The organism is Paraburkholderia susongensis, assembly GCF_900177725.1.
Taxonomy (GTDB): domain Bacteria; phylum Pseudomonadota; class Gammaproteobacteria; order Burkholderiales; family Burkholderiaceae; genus Paraburkholderia; species Paraburkholderia susongensis.
Genome location: NZ_FXAT01000003.1, coordinates 463,084 through 485,205, shown reverse-complemented (window position 1 = coordinate 485,205; position 22,122 = coordinate 463,084). Strand labels below are relative to the sequence as shown.

General features: G+C 57.5%; 14 protein-coding genes. 10 read left to right on the top strand and 4 right to left on the bottom strand.

Annotated elements, in window-relative coordinates; all coding sequences use genetic code 11:
- Nucleotides 1–84: 84 nt before the first annotated feature.
- The 3 genes from B9Z01_RS11235 to B9Z01_RS11225 form a co-directional block, all read right to left on the bottom strand.
- A complete protein-coding gene (locus B9Z01_RS11235; RefSeq protein WP_085482888.1) occupies nucleotides 85–3,198 on the bottom strand; it encodes a type I restriction endonuclease subunit R in 3,114 nt (1,037 codons plus the stop codon).
- A gap of 85 nt (nucleotides 3,199–3,283) precedes the next feature.
- Nucleotides 3,284–4,555: a restriction endonuclease subunit S gene (locus B9Z01_RS11230; RefSeq protein ID WP_085482886.1), complete on the bottom strand. Its 1,272-nt coding sequence runs from the start codon at nucleotides 4,553–4,555 to the stop codon at nucleotides 3,284–3,286.
- Nucleotides 4,552–6,390, bottom strand: a complete 1,839-nt coding sequence (locus B9Z01_RS11225; protein WP_085482884.1) for a type I restriction-modification system subunit M — start codon at nucleotides 6,388–6,390, stop codon at nucleotides 4,552–4,554. The genes B9Z01_RS11230 and B9Z01_RS11225 overlap by 4 nt, the downstream gene beginning before the upstream one ends.
- 895 nt (nucleotides 6,391–7,285) lie before the next feature.
- Between B9Z01_RS11225 and B9Z01_RS11220 the strand changes: the two genes are divergently transcribed.
- The 8 genes from B9Z01_RS11220 to B9Z01_RS11180 all read left to right on the top strand — a co-directional run bounded on the left by B9Z01_RS11220 (nucleotide 7,286) and on the right by B9Z01_RS11180 (nucleotide 16,849).
- Complete coding sequence (locus B9Z01_RS11220; protein WP_085482882.1) at nucleotides 7,286–8,077, top strand: hypothetical protein; 792 nt, start codon at nucleotides 7,286–7,288, stop codon at nucleotides 8,075–8,077.
- Nucleotides 8,074–10,086: an integrase gene (locus B9Z01_RS11215; RefSeq protein WP_085482880.1), complete on the top strand. Its 2,013-nt coding sequence runs from the start codon at nucleotides 8,074–8,076 to the stop codon at nucleotides 10,084–10,086. The genes B9Z01_RS11220 and B9Z01_RS11215 overlap by 4 nt, the downstream gene beginning before the upstream one ends.
- A complete protein-coding gene (locus B9Z01_RS11210) occupies nucleotides 10,083–11,072 on the top strand; it encodes an ATP-binding protein (protein ID WP_085482878.1) in 990 nt (329 codons plus the stop codon). The genes B9Z01_RS11215 and B9Z01_RS11210 overlap by 4 nt, the downstream gene beginning before the upstream one ends.
- Nucleotides 11,069–12,907, top strand: coding sequence for a TniQ family protein (locus tag B9Z01_RS11205; RefSeq protein ID WP_085482876.1), 1,839 nt, complete (start codon nucleotides 11,069–11,071; stop codon nucleotides 12,905–12,907). Before B9Z01_RS11210 ends, B9Z01_RS11205 begins: the two co-directional genes overlap by 4 nt.
- Before the next feature lie 19 nt (nucleotides 12,908–12,926).
- Entirely contained in the window at nucleotides 12,927–13,265 is a 339-nt protein-coding gene (locus B9Z01_RS11200; RefSeq protein ID WP_244195987.1) for a hypothetical protein, read from the top strand.
- A gap of 663 nt (nucleotides 13,266–13,928) precedes the next feature.
- Nucleotides 13,929–14,900 carry a toll/interleukin-1 receptor domain-containing protein gene (locus tag B9Z01_RS11195; RefSeq protein WP_085482872.1) on the top strand — a complete coding sequence of 324 codons (972 nt, stop codon included), beginning with the start codon at nucleotides 13,929–13,931 and terminating at the stop codon, nucleotides 14,898–14,900.
- A gap of 246 nt (nucleotides 14,901–15,146) precedes the next feature.
- Nucleotides 15,147–15,629 carry a S1 family peptidase gene (locus tag B9Z01_RS11185; protein ID WP_085482868.1) on the top strand — a complete coding sequence of 161 codons (483 nt, stop codon included), beginning with the start codon at nucleotides 15,147–15,149 and terminating at the stop codon, nucleotides 15,627–15,629.
- Nucleotides 15,630–15,733: 104 nt separating this feature from the next.
- Entirely contained in the window at nucleotides 15,734–16,849 is a 1,116-nt protein-coding gene (locus B9Z01_RS11180) for a hypothetical protein (protein ID WP_085482866.1), read from the top strand.
- 39 nt (nucleotides 16,850–16,888) lie between these two features.
- On the opposite strand, the gene B9Z01_RS11175 is transcribed toward B9Z01_RS11180, so the two are convergent.
- Nucleotides 16,889–18,514 (bottom strand): hypothetical protein, encoded by a 1,626-nt coding sequence (locus tag B9Z01_RS11175; protein ID WP_085482864.1) that lies wholly within the window; start codon nucleotides 18,512–18,514, stop codon nucleotides 16,889–16,891.
- A gap of 512 nt (nucleotides 18,515–19,026) precedes the next feature.
- On the opposite strand from B9Z01_RS11175, the gene B9Z01_RS11170 reads away from it, so the two are divergent.
- Nucleotides 19,027–20,031 carry a dsDNA nuclease domain-containing protein gene (locus tag B9Z01_RS11170; protein WP_244195986.1) on the top strand — a complete coding sequence of 335 codons (1,005 nt, stop codon included), beginning with the start codon at nucleotides 19,027–19,029 and terminating at the stop codon, nucleotides 20,029–20,031.
- Nucleotides 20,032–20,087: 56 nt separating this feature from the next.
- Complete coding sequence (locus B9Z01_RS11165) at nucleotides 20,088–21,788, top strand: coiled-coil domain-containing protein (protein WP_085482860.1); 1,701 nt, start codon at nucleotides 20,088–20,090, stop codon at nucleotides 21,786–21,788.
- Nucleotides 21,789–22,122 lie beyond the last annotated feature (334 nt).

Below are 22,122 nucleotides of genomic sequence, written 5' to 3'. Positions count from 1 at the left end.
ATGTTGCCAGCGAAGTCAGTGCTTCTGTCTGTTCGACAGCTGGCGCGCCGACTTCGTGGAAGTATGACGACGCGACACCTATCGTTATAATCCGGCACCACGTTGACCGACATGTCGTTCACGCAGCGCCTCATACAACTGCGCTGGCCCGAGCAGCACATCCTTGATGCCATCCTGAACCCGCTGTGACCCGAGCGCCTGCGTGCTCATCTTGGTATGCGCATCAAACGCATCGATGATGGCGTCCGTGATGGCCTTTACCAGGTCCGGCGAATTTGAGAACTGTTCCTTGCTATTGCTGGCCGCCTGCTGGGCGAGCATCTCGTTCTCCAGTAGCTTGCCCTTGATGACACCGTTCACATAGACGAGCTGGTCGTCATCCGTCAGCTCGCCGTCAAACAGGCCATTGACCTTCTGGATGATTTCATCGAGCAGGGCCTTTTCCTTGTCCTGCACGGCACCGGTGCCGACCTCATCCATTGCCGGCAGCTTCGGCACATCGCCCTGCTTCAGGTCGAGCGCGCGCTGCCCCGTATTGCGCAGGTTATGGTGCGTGAGCACCACCTTCGACAGGTCAACCGTATCCCGCTCGCGCCCGAACTCCAGCAGCGGAATTAGCCGCTTGTAGAACAGGAAGCGCTTCTCGATGTCGGTGTTGCCGTAGTCGAAGATTTGCGACAGGAACGCGTACAGGCGAACGAACGCACCCATGTCGCCCTTGAATAGCACCAGGGCATCGAGCGTGTCTTTCGCCGCCTGCTCGGCATCGGCGTTTTTCTGGGCAATCGCTGACGTGCGAGCCTGCTGGGCTACCTTGTATTGAGTGAGCAGCCGCTGCGCGACAGGAGAAATTGCCGCGCTGAGCTGCTGTTGCGTGCCCTTCGGGTCCATCTCGACCTTCGCGACCCGGTCGACCTCAAATTCGTCGTAGTGACCGCTTGCATCCAGCTTGGCACGCAGGTCATAGACCTGGTTCGGGTCGGTCTTCGCTTCGAGGGTCGCCGTCTCGTAGTAGGTCTTGAATGCCTTCAGGACCTCCTCGGCATCGTTCATAAAATCGAGGATATACGTCGTGTCCTTTCCAGGATGGGCACGGTTCAGGCGCGACAGCGTCTGGACCGCCTGGATTCCGCCGAGCATCTTGTCGACGTACATGCCGCATAACAACGGCTGGTCAAAGCCGGTCTGGAATTTGTTCGCAACGAGCAGCAGGTGATATTCCGGTTTCGCGAATACCTCGCGGATGTCACGGCCGTTCAGCCCCGGGTTCAGGTCCTTGCTAGTTTCGGTGACCGGCGACGGATAGCTTTCCGGGTCGTCGATTTCGCCAGAGAAGGCGACCAGCACGCCGAGCGGATAGTTCTGCTGCTGGATATAGGCACGGATAGCCCTCTGCCACCGCACGGCTTCCTTGCGGCTGGCGACCACAACCATCGCTTTCGCCTTGCCGTTCAGCAGGGGCTGGACGTTCTCGCGGTAGTGTTCGACAACAATCCGGACTTTCTGGGTGATGTTGTACGGATGGAGTCGAACCCACTGCATGATGCCTTTCATGGCCTCACTGCGTTCGACGGCTTTCTCGTCGTATTCCTGGCCATTGTTGGCCAGCTTGAATGCGAGCTTGTAGGTCGTGTAATTCTTCAGCACATCGAGGATGAAGCCTTCCTCGATGGCCTGGCGCATGCTGTACACGTGGAACGGCTCAGGCAGGCCATCGGGTCCCGTGCGACCGAACAGTTCCAGGGTCTTCTGCTTCGGGGTAGCGGTAAAGGCGACATAGGTCAGACCCGCATTGCCAGTGCGACCACCCATCTGGGAGGCGAGCAGGGCTTCGGTATCCACCTCGCCGCCGTCCTGCAGCTCGGCCCACTCTTCCGCCGACAGGAGCTGCTTGAGCTTGGCCGCAGCCTCGCCGGTCTGGGAGCTGTGTGCTTCGTCCGCGATAACCGCGAACCGCTTGCCCTCCGTGGCAGCCAGGGACTGAACCGCCTGCAGGGCGAACGGGAAGGTCTGGATGGTACAGACGATGATTTTCTTGCCGTTCTGCAGCGCCTGAGAGAGCTGGGCGCTCTTGCTGCCGCTCTCGTTCGTGATGGTCTCGACGACGCCCGTGGTGCGCTCGAAGTCGAAAATCGCTTCCTGCAGCTGGGCATCAAGCACGTTCCGGTCGGACACGACCAGGATGCTGTCAAACAACTTCGTGTGCTCAGCGTCGTGGAGGTCGGCCAGGAAGTGCGCTGTCCATGCGATGGAGTTCGTCTTGCCCGAGCCGGCCGAATGCTGAATCAGGTAGCGCTGGCCGGCACCGTTCTGCAACACGTCAGCGACCAGCTTCCGGGTGGCATCAAGCTGGTGGTAGCGCGGGAAGATAACGCTTTTCGGCTGTTTCTTGTCGTCGCGCTTGACGATGAGATAGCGGCCAAGGATTTCGAGCCAGCTGTCGCGGGCCCAGACTTCTTCCCACAGATACGAGGTGGCGAAACCGTCCGGATTCGGTGCGTTACCTGCGGCGCCGTCATTGCCGCGGTTGAACGGCAGGAAGTAGGTATCGGTACCGGCCAGCCGGGTCGTCATCTGCACTTCGCTTTGGCTGACCGCGAAATGAACCAGTGCGCCACCGAGGAAGCCAAGCAATGGCTCCGCGTGACCACCCTTGGGATGAGGATTTCGGTCGAAGCGGTATTGGGCTACCGCATCGTGGACGCTCTGCGTGAAATCCGATTTCAGCTCGGCCGTCGCAACCGGGATGCCATTGGCGAACAGGACCAGGTCAACGGCGTCGTGACCATTGTTCAACGAGTGGCGTACCTGCCGGACAACGCGCAGGCGGTTCGCGGCATAGAGTTTTTCCAGCTCGGAATTGAGGCCAAGCGCGGGTTTGAACTGGATGAGGGAGAGCGGCTGTTTCAGGCCGAGCATTTCGACACCGCGACGCAGGACGTTGAGCGTGCCGCGCTCGTTCATGTTCTTGCGGATACGTTCGGCCAGCACCGTGGCGAGTGCATTGCCGTGCGTCTTGGTTAGAGCTTGCCATGCGCTGGGCTGAGTTGCTTCAATCCATGCCAGCAGGTCGGGCAGATAGAGGGCGCTGGCGCGGTCGTATTGCGCTGCATCGCCGTCCGCATAAAGCCAGCCGTTTGCACCCAGGTGCTCACAGATTGCAGTTTCGAAATGGTGTTCCTGGTGCAGGTTGCTCATGCTGTATCCCGGTCTGCCTCGTTCTTACCTACCTGTAGCTGGATGAAGAAAGACCTGCCGCTGTCGCGGTGACAGGTCTCTTCAGTCAGGCTGCAACTGCTTGTACTGCATGGTGCTCGCGGACATCGATTTTGCCGGTAACGGCGGCGGAAATCAGGGCGCTGCGGCGCTCTTTCAATAAAATTATGGCCTGCTCGGCGGCTTCGCTGAGCAGGCGTAACTTTTTTGTCTCTACAGAAAGAAAGCTCAAAATGGCCTCTTGCTCCAATAGTGGAGGCAGCGCAACCAGGACTTCTTTGACGTTGTCGAGACTTAGACCCTGCTTGAGCCCGTATTGAAAAAGAAGAAGCTGAGTTTGCCCAACCGTGCTCTTCAGTGCCGCCCCGAGAAACAATGGAAGAATGTTGCGCAGCGGACGGACAAGACACAAATGTTGATTGATGTACGAATCCTCTGGAACAGAAGAACATACGGCAACGTTGCCAGTCTTTGCCCCAGTAATGCATACGACGATGTCTCCATCGAGCAATTTTGCTCGAGCTGACTCAGCATCATCTTCCGCAAGGACCCTCTTGGCCGACGTAAATTCGATACCTAGTGAATCGTTCAAATCGCCACTCTGAACGAAGATACTTCCGGTTTCGGAAATTCGCTCCGACCATCCACGAGGCCCGCTGGTTACCAAGTGACTTAGCGATTTGAGACGTCGAATTTCCCAATGCGCCGGCACGTCTCCCAACCACTCCACCTCCGAACTCTTCATCGGCACATCCGGATTGAGTCCACGTGTGACAGCATGCGAGATGGTCGCCTGACGTTTTTCTGCCAGCAGACTGAGGAGCTTTTCCTGCTCGGCAATCAGCACGTCGATTTGGTCGGTTTCGTGGTCAAGGAAAGCGGCGATAGCTGCTTGTTCTTCTGATGGCGGGTATGCAATCAAATGTGCATTCAATGCACTTTTTGTCATGCTCGGAAGAGCGGTATTCGTCGAGTAGTAGTCGAAGGGAATGGTGAGCGCCGTGTAGTACGCAAATTTTCCGCAGATACCTGGCCGGATTTTCGACCAGTACATCGTATCGACCGTCCAAAATTTCCCGGTCACGTAGAGCGGCTTGTCAATCGTACCCTTACGACCCAGCAGTACAGCTTCGCCGTCGTACAGATAGTCTGATGCAAATGAAAATGGTCCTCCGGACCCAATGACAGGGAAACCCTCCGACTGTTCAATAGATTTGTGGTCCGCCCCATTTTGAATGTCCACAAGCTGTTTAAACGGCCACACCTTCCAGTGCGTTGGTAGGTTGCCGAGCCACTGGACACCACTGTCTTTGTAACGCGTGTATTGAGGCAAGCTCATTCCGCCAACTCCTCAAGCATCTTCATGATGTTGGCGGAAACCGTCTTTAGCTCTTCATCGATGGTATGCAAGTCACGTGGCGGCTCGAACACATAGAAATTCCGGTTGAACGGAATCTCGTAGCCGACCTTGCTCTTTTCTTCGTCAATCCATGCATCGGATGCATGCGGTAGTACCTCGCGCTCGAAGTAAGCCTTGATGTCGTCGGAGAGCGGTACGTTCTCGGTGTCGCGCAGCGCACTGTCAGCCTGCGGCTTGCCCTTCTGCTTACCCTTCACACCCAGCACGATTTCGCCATGTTCATCGCGCAATGGCCGTTCGACCGTGATGGTCGTGTATCCAAAATCCTCGTTTTTAAAGATGCGAGAAATCGGCGCAAGCTTCACAGTCTGGCCGGCTTGTGCCTCAGGAGCACGCTCACCGGCGCGCACGATATGCAGACCAATCTCCTTGCCCTGGGCATTGAACACGGTCGCCAGTTGAGCCTCGACGAATTCACCGAACAGTTTTGTCACGTCGGCAATCTGGTCGTCGGACATCTCCTTGCGCTTGCTGCCGAGCGACTTGCGCATCTTCTGCCAGAAGCTGCTGGCATCGATGAGCTGCACCTGACCCTTGCGATGCGCCGGTTTCCGGTTCGAGAGAATCCAGACGTAGGTGGCGATGCCCGTGTTGTAGAACATGTCGGTCGGTAGACCAACGATGGCTTCAACCAGGTCGTTCTCCAGCACATAGCGCCGGATTTCACTCTCGCCGGAACCCGCACCACCGGTGAACAGCGGCGAACCGTTCAACACAATGCCGAAGCGGGCGCCGCCATCCGCAGCCAGCCGCATTTTCGAGATAAGGTGCAACAAGAACAACATCGAGCCATCCGACACACGTGGCAGGCCGGGACCAAAGCGCCCGTCGAAACCCTTGTCCTCATGCTCCTTGCGTACGGCCTTCTCGACTTTCTTCCACTCGACACCGAACGGCGGGTTCGACAGCATGTAATCGAACTTGCGGCCGCCATGACCATCGTCGGACAGCGTATTGCCCGCCACGATGTTGCCAATGTCCTGCCCCTTGATGAGCATGTCCGCCTTGCAGATGGCGTAGGACTCGTCATTCAGCTCCTGGCCGAACATGTTCAGGCGCGACGCCGGGTTGTGCTCCAGCAGGAATTCGCCCGCGACGGACAGCATGCCGCCGGTGCCGGCGGTCGGGTCATAGATAGTCCGTACCACCGCATTCCCGCTCTGTAGCACATCGTCATCTTCAATGAAGAGCAGATTGACCATAAGGCGGATGACTTCACGCGGCGTGAAGTGTTCCCCGGCGGTTTCGTTCGAGATTTCCGCGAATTTGCGAATAAGTTCTTCGAAGACCAGCCCCATCTGCGCGTTGTCGACCACTTCAGGATGCAGGTCGATGTTCGCGAATTTCTCGGTCACGAGATACAGCAGGTCCGACTTGGCCAGCCGCTCAATCTGCGTGTGGAAATCGAAGCGCTCGAAAATGTCCCGGACCTCCGGCGAAAACGCCGCGACATAGTCGTACAGATTCTTGCGGATGTTGTCCTGGTCGCCGAGCAGCTTCACCAGGTCGAGTGGCGACGTGTTGTACACCGACTGACCCGTGATACGGCGCAGGAACGGGTCGGGATTCAGGCCGGTCTTGCCTATGGACGCCACCTCGGACAGCACCGTCGGCTTCGTCGCCTCAAGCACGCAGTCGAGACGGCGCAAGATGGTGAACGGCAGGATGACCTTGCCGTACTCAGACTGTTTGTAGTCGCCACGAAGCAGGTCGGCAACCGACCAGATAAAAGATGACAGCGCCTGATGGTTCATTGGTGTCCGTAGGTGCGGCAAGTATTCGTATATCGCCCATTGCATAAAGTGCAATGAGTCGGGTCAGACTGATTTTACCTATGGCGCAGCGAAGAACGACTCGAACCGCAAAACGACAGGCGAGCACAAAAGAGAAGTACCTCCACGTTAACCGTCAAACTTGAAAAAAATCTACGATTTGCTACGGTAAACACGCGTCGGTGCAATGCCGACGAGCAGTTTTGAGAATGCGCCTGCGAACGTAATGCCGACCCGCCCATGCGGTCATGCCCCTATTTATGAGAGGGTACGAAACGTCGGAGCGGGCGATGAGGCAGGTCACTTTCGATGCTGTGCAGCGGGGCCCGGTCCTGCGGGCGGTGAAGAAAAATGCTTGCGTATTCTTCACCATATTGGGTGTGCATGGGGCGGGCATCCTGAACCAGAACACCGCTCATGTGTCGTCGCGTCTGACGGCGGCTTTCCCCTTTCAAACGAGCCGAAAGGCACGCTCAGCGTGCATATGTCACCCAGCCTCACACCACCCAACACATTGTTTTTACACAAGTAAATATTGGGTCTGTAACGTTTCTACTACAGGCTTGTCACGTCGGCGTTACGGGCCTGTAACGTTCGTCGCACAAGCCTGTAACGCGAAAAATATTTTCACGCTAGACATCGTAGACAGGGCAAGACTTTGCTCGTGTAACGTCTGTCGCGCCGGCCATTTGGCCAATAAATTTCCCAAAAATCGTGTCGTTAGCACTGCAGGTACTCACTCGTTGAACTGCATCGTGTACGACCGACATCACCTCGCCACATCACCAAACCGGGCCCGACTGGTTGGCATGGCTGCGCCCATCACCACCCCTCGCATTTCTTGGACCAGGCGGCATCTGACGGCAGGAGGCGCACGATGAGTCGCGTCGCCTACACCTACGGCCGCCGCGGCCGTCTGAATTCCGCCAACAGCGGCGTTCGCGAAACCGCACCGACATACGGCAAGCCGCGCAACAGCTTGTTCAGCGAAAAAGCTGGCGGGCACATCAAAGTCGAGCTCAACAACGAGCGGCTGGTTGCGCATCTGCTCATCATCGACCCGCGAGTCAAAGCGTTCCAGCCACAGCCGTTTACCGTTGACCTGATTGACCAGCGCATGCTTTTCACGCGGGACGCGGTTCGGACGGCGTGGCACAAGCATCGTGAAATTCCTGGCCCGAAGTTCTACACGCCGGACTTCAGCGTCGACTGGACGGATGGCTTGCATCAAGCCATTGAGGTCAAGGGCGAAGGCAACGAAGGCGACGACGTCTACTGGGACAAAATCGCACGTGCGCGCCCCATTCTGGCGGCCAATGGCTATCCGTTGCGCAGTGTTGTCGTTCCCAAAAACGGCAGGAACCCGCTGCGGATGAACCCTGGAGTCCTGAAGCAGGCCATCCATCGGCTCGATGCCTGGCTGACCGATGAACTCGTTGCGCGAGTCACGCGTCGCTGCGAGAGCGGTCCCATATCGGTCGGCGCATTGTGCGCGGAGGTCCAGCTCCTTCCAGGCGTGATTCCTGTGCTGCTCGTCGGCGGCGTCATCTCGGCCGACATCGCGCATCACACCATCTGTTCAACGCTCGAAGTCAGCCTGGCATACGGCGACCTCTCGCACCTGTACCTCATCGAAGAAATGGAAACCGCTCGGGGGATGAACGGATGATTACCACGTTACAGCTGCGCGACCGGCTCGCCCCATCGCGAAACCACGATGCTTACATGGAGGTGCTGGACCCGCATCCGCACGGCGGATGCATCAAGGTATTCGATTCCACGGAAAGGCAGGACCGGTACATTCCAATCGCGGAAATTCACGACGAAATTTATCACGGGAAGATAACTGTGCTGCGCGCTGGCAAGCCGCGCTACAGCCTTGCAGCACAACCTGATGATGCCGTGCTGCACGAGAGCAATCAGTTCGCCCGCAAAATCATGGGGAGAATCAAGGAGATTCAGAAACAGCGTGGCGTCAGCTTTCGGCATGCCTATCAGTTGATGGCCGATGAATATCAGAAGAACGCCTCAAAGAATTCACGCACGCTCCCCAGGCAGGCAACGATGTACCGGTATCGTGAACGCGACCTGACCGGCGAACCGATGCTGCGCGGTAAGGCAAATCAGGGAAACCGTTCGTTGCGGCACCCCATCGAAGTCGTCAACGCGATTTGTGTCGTTGCCGAGCAGCTCTACCTGGTTCCACACTCGCGTTTGACGCTTGTGGATGTTCTGAACGAAGTCAACATGCGGGTGCATGGCGAGCTCCACCCTAGAGTCGCGCGCCCAATCAGTCTCAGGTTTGTCCAGAAAACCATTCAGCGCTATCTCTCCGCGGACCCGGAGCACGACCGGATGCTTCCCGAAGACGCGATTGCGGGCAAATCTATCGCAGCGAAGCGCATCATCGCTGACCTGCCGTTCCAGCGTGTCGAACAGGATGCCGTGCATCTGCCGTTCTATGTCGAAACGGAAGATGGGGTCACCAGCGACCTCTGGCTGATACATGCCATTGATTGTGCGACGAGCTATCCACTTGGCTGGCGCCTGGTTGTAGGGTCGCCGACCGAACGCGATGCGCTCGCATGCATCGAAATGTACATGGCCCCGCTCAAGCTGAAGCGGCTCAAAGAGCTGGGTGTCGACCATGAGATGAACATCTGCGGGACGCCCGGTCTCCTGGTTTTCGACAACGGTCCGGAAAACAAATCGGCTCGCATCGATAGCCTTGAGAAACTCGGAACGGAGACCCGGTATTGCCGGGGCCGGGCTGGGCAGGAAAAGCCCTTCGTTGAGCGCCTGAATCGCTCGCTAAAGGAAGTCATCGGCAAGCTCACCGGCAGTACGAGATTTGACGATGAGGACGGAACACGCGACCCGGTCAAGCTGGGCGACCACTTCAAGACGAAGGAAGAGCTCGAACGTTGGATTGTCCGCTGGTACTACGAGAAGTGGATTCACAAGCCGCTCGAACGCCTTCAATGGGACGTGGTGCTCTCTGAATCGCTTGAGGGAGATACTCCCTACGAGCGCTGGAAGTATTTCGAATCCGCATGCTACGCGATTTCGCTGCCTCCATCGCGAGCCGAATGGCTCGCAGCGCTTTACTCGCATGCCGAGCGCAAACCGAATGGCAAGACAGGCATCACGATTGACGGGTTCCATTTCAAGGGCGATAACCTGCCTGGCCTGATTGCAAAGTATGGCGAGCAGCAGTATCTGCATGTGCTGTACAACCTTGACGATTTTCGCGAGGTCTATATCTACGAAGGCGATGACGTTCCCCTTGTCGAGCTGAAGAACGAACTCATGACAAATGAGACGCCTGCGTACTCGTTTGCAGAAGCCAAGGAAAAATTCAAAAAGCACAGGGCAGTTTTGAAACTCGCTCCTCAGGCTGAAAAGTTCGACCATGACCTGCACCGGGAGGTCATGTCTGACGCACTGGCTCCGAAGCGCAAGCGACCGAGTCGGCGTCAGCAAAACCAGGAAACCAAGGCTCGCACCAAAGAAACTCAGGCCACCAGGCGCGCGACCCGGCGGCCAACGCCGCCACCGCATCCGTTTGCGCCTCCGCCGCAATCCGGGCCATCCGCAGCCCCGTCGGCCACCGCGTCATTTGCCGACATGCCTCCGCTTACCATCCTGAACCGCAATAGCGGAGAGGAGTTGATTTGACACCCGCCCAAAAATTGCTCGTCGCCATCGAAACCTGCGAGCTTCCGCACCCGCACTTCATGGAGCATTTTCAGCCGCTCAAGCAGCGTGTCGAAAATGCGCTCGCTGGCCGTGCAAGTCGCATCGAACGAATCATGGGCCCCTCACGCGTGGGCAAGAGCATGCTCGTCAATGCGCTGGTGCGCGAATTCGACGAACCGAAGATTGATGGGCGGCGCCGAGTTCCGGTACTCGTCGTTCCTGTTCCGACTCCGGCCACAACGCTGGAATTGCCGAAGAGCGTGGTTGCTGCACTTGGCATGCCTGTTCAGCGCAGTATTACTCCCGGAGCCATGCGCACCCGCATGCTCGAGCAGCTGAGGCTGGTCGGTACGCGGGTGATTATTTTCGAAGAGGCCAGCCACCTCGTAGAAGAAGGTTCGCGTGTCCCGGTGCGAGCTGCCGCCGACTGGTTCAAGGCATTGGCCGATTCGCACAATCTGACCTTGTTCTTCTTTGGCGTGCCGCGTCTGAAAATCCTGTTCGACAACAACGAACAGTTGCGCCTACGCGCATCCGCAACGCGTCTGCTTCTGCCCTACGACTCCCGTATCGCCGGTGACATGGGCGCGTTTCATTCTTGCGTCGCCGCTTTCGCCAATCTCTTCGCTGACCATGGGTTTCCCATTGCGTTATCTCCCACCGCACTCACGTACCAGTGCTATTTGCTAAGCGGGGGACTGATTGGCATCGTGAGTCGATTCATGCAGGAGCTCGCGGACAGGATGGCTGCCGAGGCCCCACGTACGTTGACGTTTGCCGATTGCCAGGCGGCCCTCAAGGGGGTCACCGCAACCGGTTCTCCCAATTTCCCGGCATTCGAAAACCCAAATACGGTTGAGAACGCAATCGCTCCCGCCGCACTGCATCAGGCATTTTTGCAGGTGATGCGTGACAACGACCTGGCTGCGCCCATCATCAATAACCAGCCGGAGGCCGTGCAATGAGCCTCGCGGTTACCTACGCACCGAAAGACGACGAATCCGGACTCGGCTACTATCGCCGGCTCGTCACGGACAACATCCTGTCGAACTGGCGCGAACTTGCTGGGCTCGCCGGCGTACAGCGCAATCACAGCGCGCTGCTCGGCCATGCCGATTTCGTTGCATCACGGCTCGGGCTCGAAAGCGCGTGGACGCACTTCGCAAGCCATCAGGATGCAACGTGCCGTGGCTGGGGACGCTTGCATCGCGCCCAAGCTGATGCAGTGTGCCCAGCCTGCCTGGCGGAAGACCGTTATCTGCGGCACTACTGGGAGCACACCTACGTCACAGCTTGTCCAAAGCACAGAATCCATCTGGTCGACCAGTGCCACGAATGTGGGGAGTATCTTTCGCCGCATCGGTACCACATCGACCAGTGCGATTGCGGTGCAGACCTGTGTCGACTTCCGGGAGTTGCCTCAACGCCGGCCCAGCACTGGCTCTCAACTCTGATTGGTACCTCGGGCAAACAGTCTGGTGGTGTTGCGCCTGCTTTGCATCACGTCGACACCAGCAGTCTGGCAAAGCTGGTTCGAACGTTGTGCCTGCATGCAGACCCCACAGCTCCTGCAGTACATCGCGGTGCGGCGCTCCCGAAATCTATCACCGAAGCAGTCGAATTCCTCTCGCCCCTGGAGACGCTCCTGCAAGACTGGCCGACCGGATTCCGGAGTCATGTCGAGCAACGCATCGCTACTGGAAAGCAGGATGCCCGCACGCTCAACTCGTTGCTTGGCCCCTGGTACGCCAGCCTGCGCCTGCTTTGTGTTGGCACCGCGCTCGAGCCATTCATTCAGGTGGTCATTGAAGTCGCGGCAGAGAAGTTCGACGGTGTGCTTGGGATGGATGCGGCGAAATCCATGGCCGAAGAGGCGACGGACTATGTGCGGTTGCCAGATGCAGCCAGGGCCATCGGCGTCAGCGCGTCCCGTCTGCGTAAGTCGATGGAAATGGGTGAGTGCAGCTTCCGCACTCGTCGCCTCGGAACCCGAGGGCAGATTTACGAAATTCCTCGTGCGGAAGTAGCGCGTATTCAGCAGCGGCGCGCAGAGTGGATTTCGGATGAGCACGCGTGTGAACTGGCGGGCATACCTCAGTCGGTACTTGCCAATATGATGGCTGCCAAGGTCGTCCTGTCGGATGTGCGCTGGCGTGAGGACCTGTTCAAGGCTGGCCAGGTCGAGCGCCAGTCCGTACTGGACTTGTATACGCACGTGAACCATACGGCGGAACCAGCAGCTATCGCGGATGACGCAAAGCTCGCGTGGTCAGCATTGACGAGCCGGAGACTAGGCGACAAGCAGGCCATTCACTCCCTGATGCAGGCCATTGCCGCCGGTCATGTGAGAGCTGTCGCGCGCGGCCGGACATTGGGTGACATGGTATTCCGGCGTTCGGATGTCGCCGAATACTTCGGCACGCCGCTGCTCGAGTCAGGGATGTCCATCCAGCAGTTGACGAAAGTCACGGGATGGAAATGGGAAACCGTCTCACACTGGATTGGCGAAGGCCTGCTTGATTCGGAGTCGATTCAGCTTCGCGGGCAGCCTTGCCGCGTCGTGTTGCCCAATCAACTGCTCGCGTTCAGACAGACCTATGTGCCGCTGGCGGACCTAGCCCGTGCGATGGGCACAAAGTCATCCGCGTTGTCGCGGTTGCTGCACGGCATTGAACTGGTCGGCGCGCAACGGCTATCTGACGGTGCCACTCGAGGCGGGCTGGTTCGTATCGCGGACCTCGGTCGGCTCGCTGTGATTGGAGCGAGAGCTGGTCACGACCTGTTCGTTCCTGCAGCGTAACTTCTTTGCATTGGAGGTCATGATGCCCATCTGGAGACCACGCCCCGCTTCCGAATTGTCGAGGATTCCGCTATCTCAATGGCGCATCTTCGAGCTGCCAGACGGAAGCCGGCATTTTGTCGGCGTTGATATGTTTGACCGCTCGGGCCGCGTCAGTTCACCGATAGCGACATTCGATGCGGCGAGTATGCGGGGGACGACCCAAACAGGGCGCATCTATGAGCTTGTCGGTCAGCAAGGCTGGTCGGTCCAGGCCGAGTATGTCTGGATGCGGTGGCGCGAAATGTACGAGGTGACGTCCTACATCGACGTCACTGACTGCTTTCTTGGTGGTGTGGATGATGACGATGCCACGTGAGCGCACGAAGGCGGTCCTGGATTGACGTGGCGAACTCCACCTGCCGGATATTCAGCGTCACTACGCGCGAAAGCGATAACCTGGGGAATCTGAACTATGAACCGTACGTCAAAGCGCCGCGATGCTAACGCCCGTTCGCTGGTGGGCGACACGGATGCTACATCTATCCGCTCGGTTGAACGGAGCGGTCGTATCCGCTATCACCACATCGGCATTAGGCGACAGGCAACCGGGCATCGTGCCAAAGCGCAACAGACCGTCGCGCGCCTGGCGTACGCAGTTTGTACGCTCTCACCTGATGCCGCAAATGAACTTCTTGCACTGCCATCGAGACAGGTTGGGCGGGTAGTCAAAATCATGCTGCGTCGCGCGCCAAGGGCATCACATACGAGAGTTCTTTCCCGGCGGCGCCCGAGCACCTGCGTCTTGCGCGTTGGGGCGTCGGCTAGCACGCGTGGTCAATCGATGGCGTCCGAATAAATTGCAAACCCGGTCCATAGGGCGGAGGCCCCCCTTCAACGTGGCAGGAATTCTCGACAACCGCAACGGTCTCGTTGAGTGTGGTTAGCTCCCGGCCTACGTCTGTGCCAAAATTCGAACAGCCGCATGAAATATTCGACATGCGGTTGGCGCTGGTTGTACAACCACTGCATGGATACCTAGATGGCCTCTCTGTTTTTCTCCTATTCGCACATCGACGAGCAACTGCGCGACCGCCTCGAAGTTCACCTTGCGCAACTGAAACGAGATGGCCTCATCGACGCTTGGCACGACCGGCGCATTCTTGCAGGCTCAAACCTCGACGACAGCATTAGTGAGCAACTGGAGGCCGCTGACATCGTTCTGTTGCTCGTCAGCTCGGACTTCATCAATTCCGACTACTGTTACTCGCGCGAAATGGAGCCAGCGTTGGAGCGCCATGCCCGAAAAGAAGCGCACGTCATCCCGGTCATTCTCCGCGCGTGTGACTGGACGAGTTCGCCGATTGGCAAGCTACTGGCCGTCCCAACCGACGCCCGTGCTGTCACGTCGTGGCCGAACCAGGACGAAGCACTGACGGATGTCGCCAAGGCGATACGCAAGGTTGCCAATTCGCTGGTTTCGAAGAACGCGGCTGCGCAATCGCAGATTCGTTCGGCTCAAGCACCCAGCATAGCCGCCCCAGCTGCCGCAGCAGCAGAGCTGCTTCCCCGGTCAAGCAATATGAGGCTCAAAAAGGAGTTTTCTGATTTCGACCGCGATGAATTCATCACGGGCACCTTTGATTTCATGGCTCGGTTCTTCGACGGTAGCCTTCAGGAACTCGGAGCGCGTCACCCTGATTTCAAAGGGCGGTTTGAGCGCATTGACTCGCGGAAGTTTACGGCCAGCATTTATAAAGGCGGGAAGGCGGTAGCGCAATGCACCGTCGCTCTCGGTGCATTCGGGCGGTCGACCGGGGAAATCACGTACTCCGACCAGGTTTCCAGCCACTCGAACAGCTATAACGAGGCTTTGACAGTCGGCGCTGATAGTCAGCAACTGTTCTTCAAGCCGATGATGAGCATGATGGGAGGCAGCCGGGACCACCAGCTCTCGTCGCAAGGGGCAGCTGAGTATTACTGGTCTCGGCTCATTGAGCGGTTGCAGGGCTAGAGGGACACCGGCGCGGTGCCTCGTCACGTAAGTCGACGCTGCGACGAGCCTCGCTATATTGCGGTACACGCTAGACCAGAATACGACTTCACGTTCGGGGGCGCAATTGCTTGACCCAGTCATCTCGCTGGCATTTCTCAATGCAGTCGAACAAGGGCGCGTATGCGCTTCTTCTTGGTTCGGGGGTGTCTCGCTCATCGCGCATACCGACCGGTTGGGAAATAGTTCTCGAGCTAATACGTAAGGTTGCGATTCTTTCCGGGGGAGCAGTGCGAGCCCGATACGCCGCGACTTGGCCAGCGCGTATTCCTGGCAGGCTATTCTGAAGAGCTGCGCCTCCCGTTCGACATCGACCGACTACTCTTGCCAGAGGCAAAGGGCGCCGCCGAATTCAAGGCAGCCATGGACAAGGGCTACATGGCCGACATGACGGGCCCGCTCATCAAGCAAGGGCATATCGGCAACCTCAGGCGGATAGTGACGACAGTCTCTGGTCTCGGAACCCTCGAATGCGATGTCATGTATATCGACAACGCAATGCATCCCGGCGCCAGCGGCGGCCCAGTGTTCAATGAGCGGGGCGAGGCCATCGGGATACTTTCTCAGCGCGCCATGACCGCGGTTGAATACGGAACCGATGGCCGAGCACGCGTGCCATCTGGTTGCACCATCGCTATCGGGCTCAACCCGCTTGCGTTTCTGGGCAGGCAGTCCCAAGTCGCTAACTGATTGCAGCCGGCTCGCATCGTCTGGTGACCTTAGTTAATTGGCGTCTCGTTTGGGCTAGACTGGCGATTCGCCTGCACCGGAGGCAACCAGCGGGAGCGTACTTAATGGCCATCGACTTGTTTGCTGACTTGGGTCGGCCAGAAAACGAACTGCATCCGCAATACAAAGCGTTGAGAGACCTCCCCGGTTACGCTCCGGCCCGACAGCTCATACGAGAATTGCAACGTGAGTTCGTCGACCCGGACGGAAACTTCGTGGAGCAGTTTCAGACCTTCGCGCTCGATGCCCGGACCTTCGAGTTTTTTCTTTCGGTGATGCTGGCAGATGGTGGCCACGAGTTGGACCGGAGCGTCGACCGGCCAGATTTTCTCGTCACAAAAGACGAGATAACCGCAGCTGTCGAGGCGGTCACCGCGAACCCGCGGGGGAACGGCAGTATCCAACCTTACGACGCCGCTCCCGACGCGAGGTCATTGCAGGAAGCCGCCGAGCATCTTGAGCACACCATCCCAATCAGGCTCGGAAGCCCACTGTTCACCAAGCTCAACAAAAAGTATTGGGAGCTACCGTATGTCGCCGGTAAGCCATTGATACTTGCGATACAGGACTTCCACACGGCCGGAGCACTGATGACATCGGATGTTCCGCTGGTGCGATACCTCTACGGGCTTGGGCAGACTTGGTGGCATGACGAGGATGGCAACCTTGTCATTCAAGGCCATAGCCTCGGCGAGCACAGAGAAGGCGCCAAACGCATTCCGTCTGGATTTTTCCAGCAGGAAGATGCGGAGCATATCTCTGCGGTGCTGTTCTCCAACGCGGGCACGTTGGCAAAGTTCAACCGCATGGGACACCAAGGTCAGTACAGGGCTAGAGGTGTTCGGATGCTTCGTTGGGGCTCCTGCTACCGTCATGACCCGAACGCAACGCTTCCGCGTCCATTCGTGTACGAAGTCGGTGATAGCGAATGGCCAGTTGAAACTTGGCGGCAGGGAACTGTTCTCGTCCACAACCCAAATGCGCTGCATCCGCTACCTGAGCAATGGCTAGGCGCCGCGCTTGAACACACGTTAGTGGATGGCGAACTGAGGACGATGGTTTCGGAGCAGTTCTTGCCCTACAGTTCCGTCACGCAAATTATGACGAATGCGTCGCGTGGCGATGTCAGGAGAACAGCTCAAGGTCTCTACGACGCACTCACCAGCGTGCTGCCACCGTGAGGAGCCGCGCGGTATTCGGATGAGCGCCTCGATGTCCGCTCACGCCGCGGTCTGATTAGCCTCGATGTCAGATGGGGATGACCCGCTCGGAGTGAGGTCTGCAAAGATTGCTGCGGTCTGTGAAATCTGTCGCTTCGAGACCGGATTGATGACCTCGTCGGAAGCCGCAAGCGGATGTCGGAGAAAGTGTTGTGTGATGACTTTGCGCAGGTCCGGTAAATCCCTCACGGTGTCTTCAATCTCGGGAGCGAGGAGCACCTTGATTGCGTACCGTTTGGGGTCTACGCTAGCCTGCATCGCTTTAATCTTCGCATCCGCCTCTGGTGACAGCTCCCCGGTGAGCCATAGCTCGAAAGTCAATGCGAGGTTCCTGAATTCCGGGTTATCAAGCGTTTGGCTTCGAACGGTTGGGATGCGCTTGTTCAGCCACGCCTCGACGTCGGAATCCGAAAGCAGACGCCCCGGCAGCAGGCCCTTGCACTCGATAAACCGAATCTGTTGGCCAGGCACGACTACTCTGACGTCGACTTCCGCAACGTCCTTTCCATCCTGTCGGTAAATCTTGTTCATGGTGATGTTGGCGCCGGCAACCGTCCTTCTCATCACATCTGCGATTACAAATTCGAAGAGCGCTCCGCGAAGAGTCCCAGCTGCGCCTTCAATTTTGCCGAGCTTCTCGAACAACTGGGTGAACTTCTCAGGTTCGACCGCTTGGGTAGCTGCCTGCGTCAGCGTCGCACTAAGCTCCATCAAGGCCCGCGCGACGTCGGTGCCGAAGAGGGATTCGGTTGTTGCCGGTACGACGCCTTCACGCCGGATTGCATCCAGCGCCTCAAGGGTGTAGCGATGCGCGACGAAGAACTGCATCGTTCGAACCCCGCGCACCTGCCGCAGCGACCTGCATTTGTAGATGAATGGCGAGAGGTCGTTAAGGTCAACCTCATCTTTAAGCAACACATCGAGTACGATGAATCCGGGCTTGGGGCGGCCGGATTTGTTCCAGGTGGCCAGCGCGCTTATATAGGAAGGCGCGGTCATATCCCACTCGAACACGGAAACGATAGGCCGTGCTGCAGCCAGACCACCTCGAAGTTTGAAGCTATTGAAGCTCCCGAGCCCAAGCTTTGCCGCCCATTCCTGAACCGACTGAAGAAGGACAGTCTCCGCTATCAGCCGTGCCCTGATGGGGGGCAGCAGTTCATCGAGATACGGGGCGTTCTTGGCGAAGGCGAAACATTGCCCCAACCCGGGCACCTCGATAGTCTCAAAGAGGCCGATGTCGACGAGGTTCTGCCAGACACGTTCGAACGGGATTTGACGCGGACCACCCGAGATGCCGGCGGCCGAAGCGAGATGGACCATCGGCATCAGCCCGCCGCGCGCTTTAAGCGCTCGTATGACTCGGGAATATGCGCCATTGCCCTCTTCAAACGCGTGAGCTAGCTGGGCCCAAAATCTATCGCTGCCGTATTGGCTGGCCGCATACAGAAATCTTGCGCGACGCGCGAAGGGGATAGTCAGCGCGCGTACCTCCGCGCTTCGGCGCTCGATTTTCTTCCGTGCTGCCGCCGGTGTGATGCCAAGCCAGCTCGCGAGGCCAAGGGCAACGCTCCCACTGAGCTGGGGGCCTTCTTTCACCAAGAAGTTGTGCAAGTCGTCGGTCATGCTCGGAGTGTCCCCTGTCACACAGCGCTATTTATAAATGTAAGGCCATGTGACTGTGTCGCGCAAATTTTACTTTAGTCTGCAAGAAAACCATTTGAAAACAGTTGCTTACAACATTTGAAAATTTCGTGCTTGGCTGGCGCCGCTGTCACAGTCACGAAAATGCGAGATTGTTCAGCTCTTCAAAGCGCGTTTGGGCGGGACGGCGAGGGACGCATTTTCGAACTCCAGCCAGAAACTTTAGATTCAAATCGCATATTTCGTTACCTCCCAGCCGCACGGAATGCGTTCTGCACAGCTCGCGATGAGCGATTCAATATCACGGCGCGGCCCTTCTAATCCGAGATGCGTATCGATGATGCTGCATACGCTGGTTATAATGGGTCAACTAAAAAGCGCCACCCTTAGCCGTGAGAGACCTAAAATCGACCGGGTCGCAACCCCCGCTGGCTCCTTCGGGAGCTAAATCTCCGAACCCGCTTTTTTCACCACAGCGTGAGACGGCGGGGGCGGTGACCGCGGACCGATTCAGCTATCAGTATGACTGGGCGCTGCATGAGTTCCTTGAACTCCATCATCGAGGTGAGGCGAGCATTGTCTTCGTCGAGCTACATGAGGACGTGGTTTTCGGGACATCATTAGATGCAGAGGAAACCAGTTTTATCTTCTGTCAGGTCAAGGCCGGTGGAAAGAGCGGATACAGTTCACAGGCTTTAATTAAGCGGTCGGGAGCCAAGAACTCTATTCTCGGCAAAATGCTGTCCAGTATCGCGGTGAAGGATATTGCCGAGCGCGTTCAAAAATTGGGCTTAGTGGCGACTCGTGGTTTTTCGCTTAAGTTGAAGACCTCCGGATTTCGCCTGGAAGAGATACCTTTCAGCGAACTCGAAGAAAAGACCGCCACCGTTATCCGCGAGTCTTTGCAGACAGAGCTGAACGCTAGCGTTCCTCTCGAGAAGCTGCATTTCCGCGAACCCTCGCTCGACACGCGTTCCACGCGCCACGCTGTCATAGGTCTAATCTCCGACCTGCTCACTGAGCGCAATCCAAACCAGCACAGCAACAGCACTCAGATATATGTCGTGCTCACCGACGAGTTACGGCGCAAGGGCGAGATTGCTTGGGACTATTCCGACTGGGACCAGCTTGTCATGCGGAAGGGCCTAACGGCCGACCGCGTTGAAGCACTCTTCGCGCAATACTCGTCGACGGTGTCTACCGACGAACTCATCAACGACTTTGATTCACAGGTCCGCGAGCTGGGATTTCTGACGCGTGACGTAAAAAGGCTTCGGGAGCGCGCTCGTACCTACTTGCTCAACACGCTGGCCGGAGGAGCGCTGGTTCAGGTGCAAGTCCGAGACTCAATACGCGAGCACCTGTCGACGCTCGAAGCGGTACTGTGCCGACAGACGCTGGAGAGCCTGGTCAACAGCTGCGCGCCTGTCGTCACCGAGCATCTCAGAGACCGGGAGAGCCGCGCCGCCGCCTACATAATCGAGTATCTCAGGTCATAGTGATATGGGATTACCCAACTACAAACTGCTCGTAAGAAATTTGCGTACGAAAGCCCATGAGCGCATTGATATTCAGGACCCTCTACGTACAGTCGACTACCCAAAAGCTCGCCGGACGATTCGGGTTCGAAGCCGGCTTAAACCTGATAACAGGCGCGGATAACTCTATCGGCAAATCTACGCTCGCACGCCTACCGCTATGGGCACTAGGGTGCGATATGGCATTCGACACGGACTGGAAGAATTTCGATGTTCGTGCGCTGCTGAAGTTCGAGCTCGACGGGCGTGAACACTACGTAACTCGGCACCGCGATGAGTGGCGTATACGAGCGGACGATGGTTTGTGGACGTCCTACGAGGTGGGCAGCGACGAGTTCGAGAAGAAGTTCGCCTCGTTGGTCGGGTTTGGCGCGAAGTTGCCGCGGAGGAAGGAACCGTGGATTCACGAAGTGCCCTCGCCGGAGCACTACTTCGTGGCTTTCTACGTTGACCAGATGCGCGGGTGGGTCGAGCCGCTGAACAGTTTCGAGATTTACAAATACGAGAACTGGAAGGGGACGGTTCTATCGTTTCACGTCGGGTATCGCTCGGCCGAATATTTCAATCTCGATGCCGAGATTGCGAAGGGCAAACAGGCCGTTCTCGATGACGCGGACCTAATTGACCGCTATACGAAGGCTGTGGACGTCTTGGATTTGTTTGCTCCCGAGGAAGAGCTTCCGACAACCGACGTAGAGCTCGATTCGGCGATTGCAGACATCCAGGGGACGATGGTTGCGGTCAAGCGACGAGAGCAAAGAGCGTTGGCGGTCCTCCGAGCGAAGCAAGAGGAGCTCGAGATTACAAAGGTCCAGATTGGCATAGCGAAGGCAGCTGTTGAAGCGCTTGAGAAAGACTACGACTACGCGAATGACCAGTTGGAATCCGACGTGCTTATTTGCCCCCTTTGCGCAACGAGGCACGACAATACTCTCCTTGAGCGCGCCTCCCTTCTGCAGGACCGGGCCGACGCGGAGCATCAGGTCCAGAAATTGACCGAACGGCAGTCCAAAATCGAAGCGGTTGTGAACACGACACTCCGCCGGTTGGACACTGTTCGAGAAGACTTGTCCAAATTGAATCGGCGGTTTAAACGGCTAGATAGGGACGTCACGCTCAAGAGCATTCTGGAGTCGATGGGGACGGATTCCGTGCGCCGAAGAGCAACGTCTGAGACGAATGAAGCAAGAAAGCGCCAACGCGACTACAACAAGCGGTTGTACACCCAGCGCCAGGAGCTCGCAGAGCTGGTCGATGAAGACCGCGATGAAACTATCAACCGCTATTTCCGCAGTGAACTTCGCGAGTTGTGCCGCGTTCTCCGCATCAAACCCGGCTTCGACATTGAGACGGCAACGCCGCTGGACTTCCGAAAGTTGGTGGCGGTAGGCGGCGGCGCTGACAGCACCCGGATGCGACTCGTCTACTACCTTGCGCTGCATCGAGTCATCCAGCACTACAAGACAGAGGTTCTTGCACCGCTTGTTCTCGACACCCCGAACCAGCAAGACCAAGGCGTGTTGAACTACAGTGGCGTGGCGGCGGAATTGAAACGACGTGCGACGGACCAGACTCAGTTCATCATCTGCGCTACACGCCATCAGGCGATGTCCCAGCTCGAGCAGGACTCGCACGTAATCGAGCTGGATGAGGCGCAGCTTTTGTCAAAGGAAGCTTTCGACCGTTACGAGCATCGTTTCAACGACTGGTTTGCGTGAACTGTTGACGAAAACGCTCGGCAAGCACTGAACGCCTTGCCGAGCGGGAGTAGCGGCCGGCAGGACGTTTAAGCCATTTCAAAAGAAGACGAAGGGTCAGAAGAGCGCAGGTAATACGACGCTCAGCGAGATGCAGTTGCATGACTTGCCTTGGCCGCAAGCGGAACTGGAAAGACTTGGTGCTGCTCAGGTCGAACTGAGGGTCACACTCTCGTATTTCGTTGAGCCTAATCCGGCTGCTCGGGGCTGGCAGAGCAAATTCCGCTACCAATCCTACGCCCTGCGGTTTGCAGTCAAGGCCGCATCGGAGGACCTAGAGCAGTTCAGGCACGAG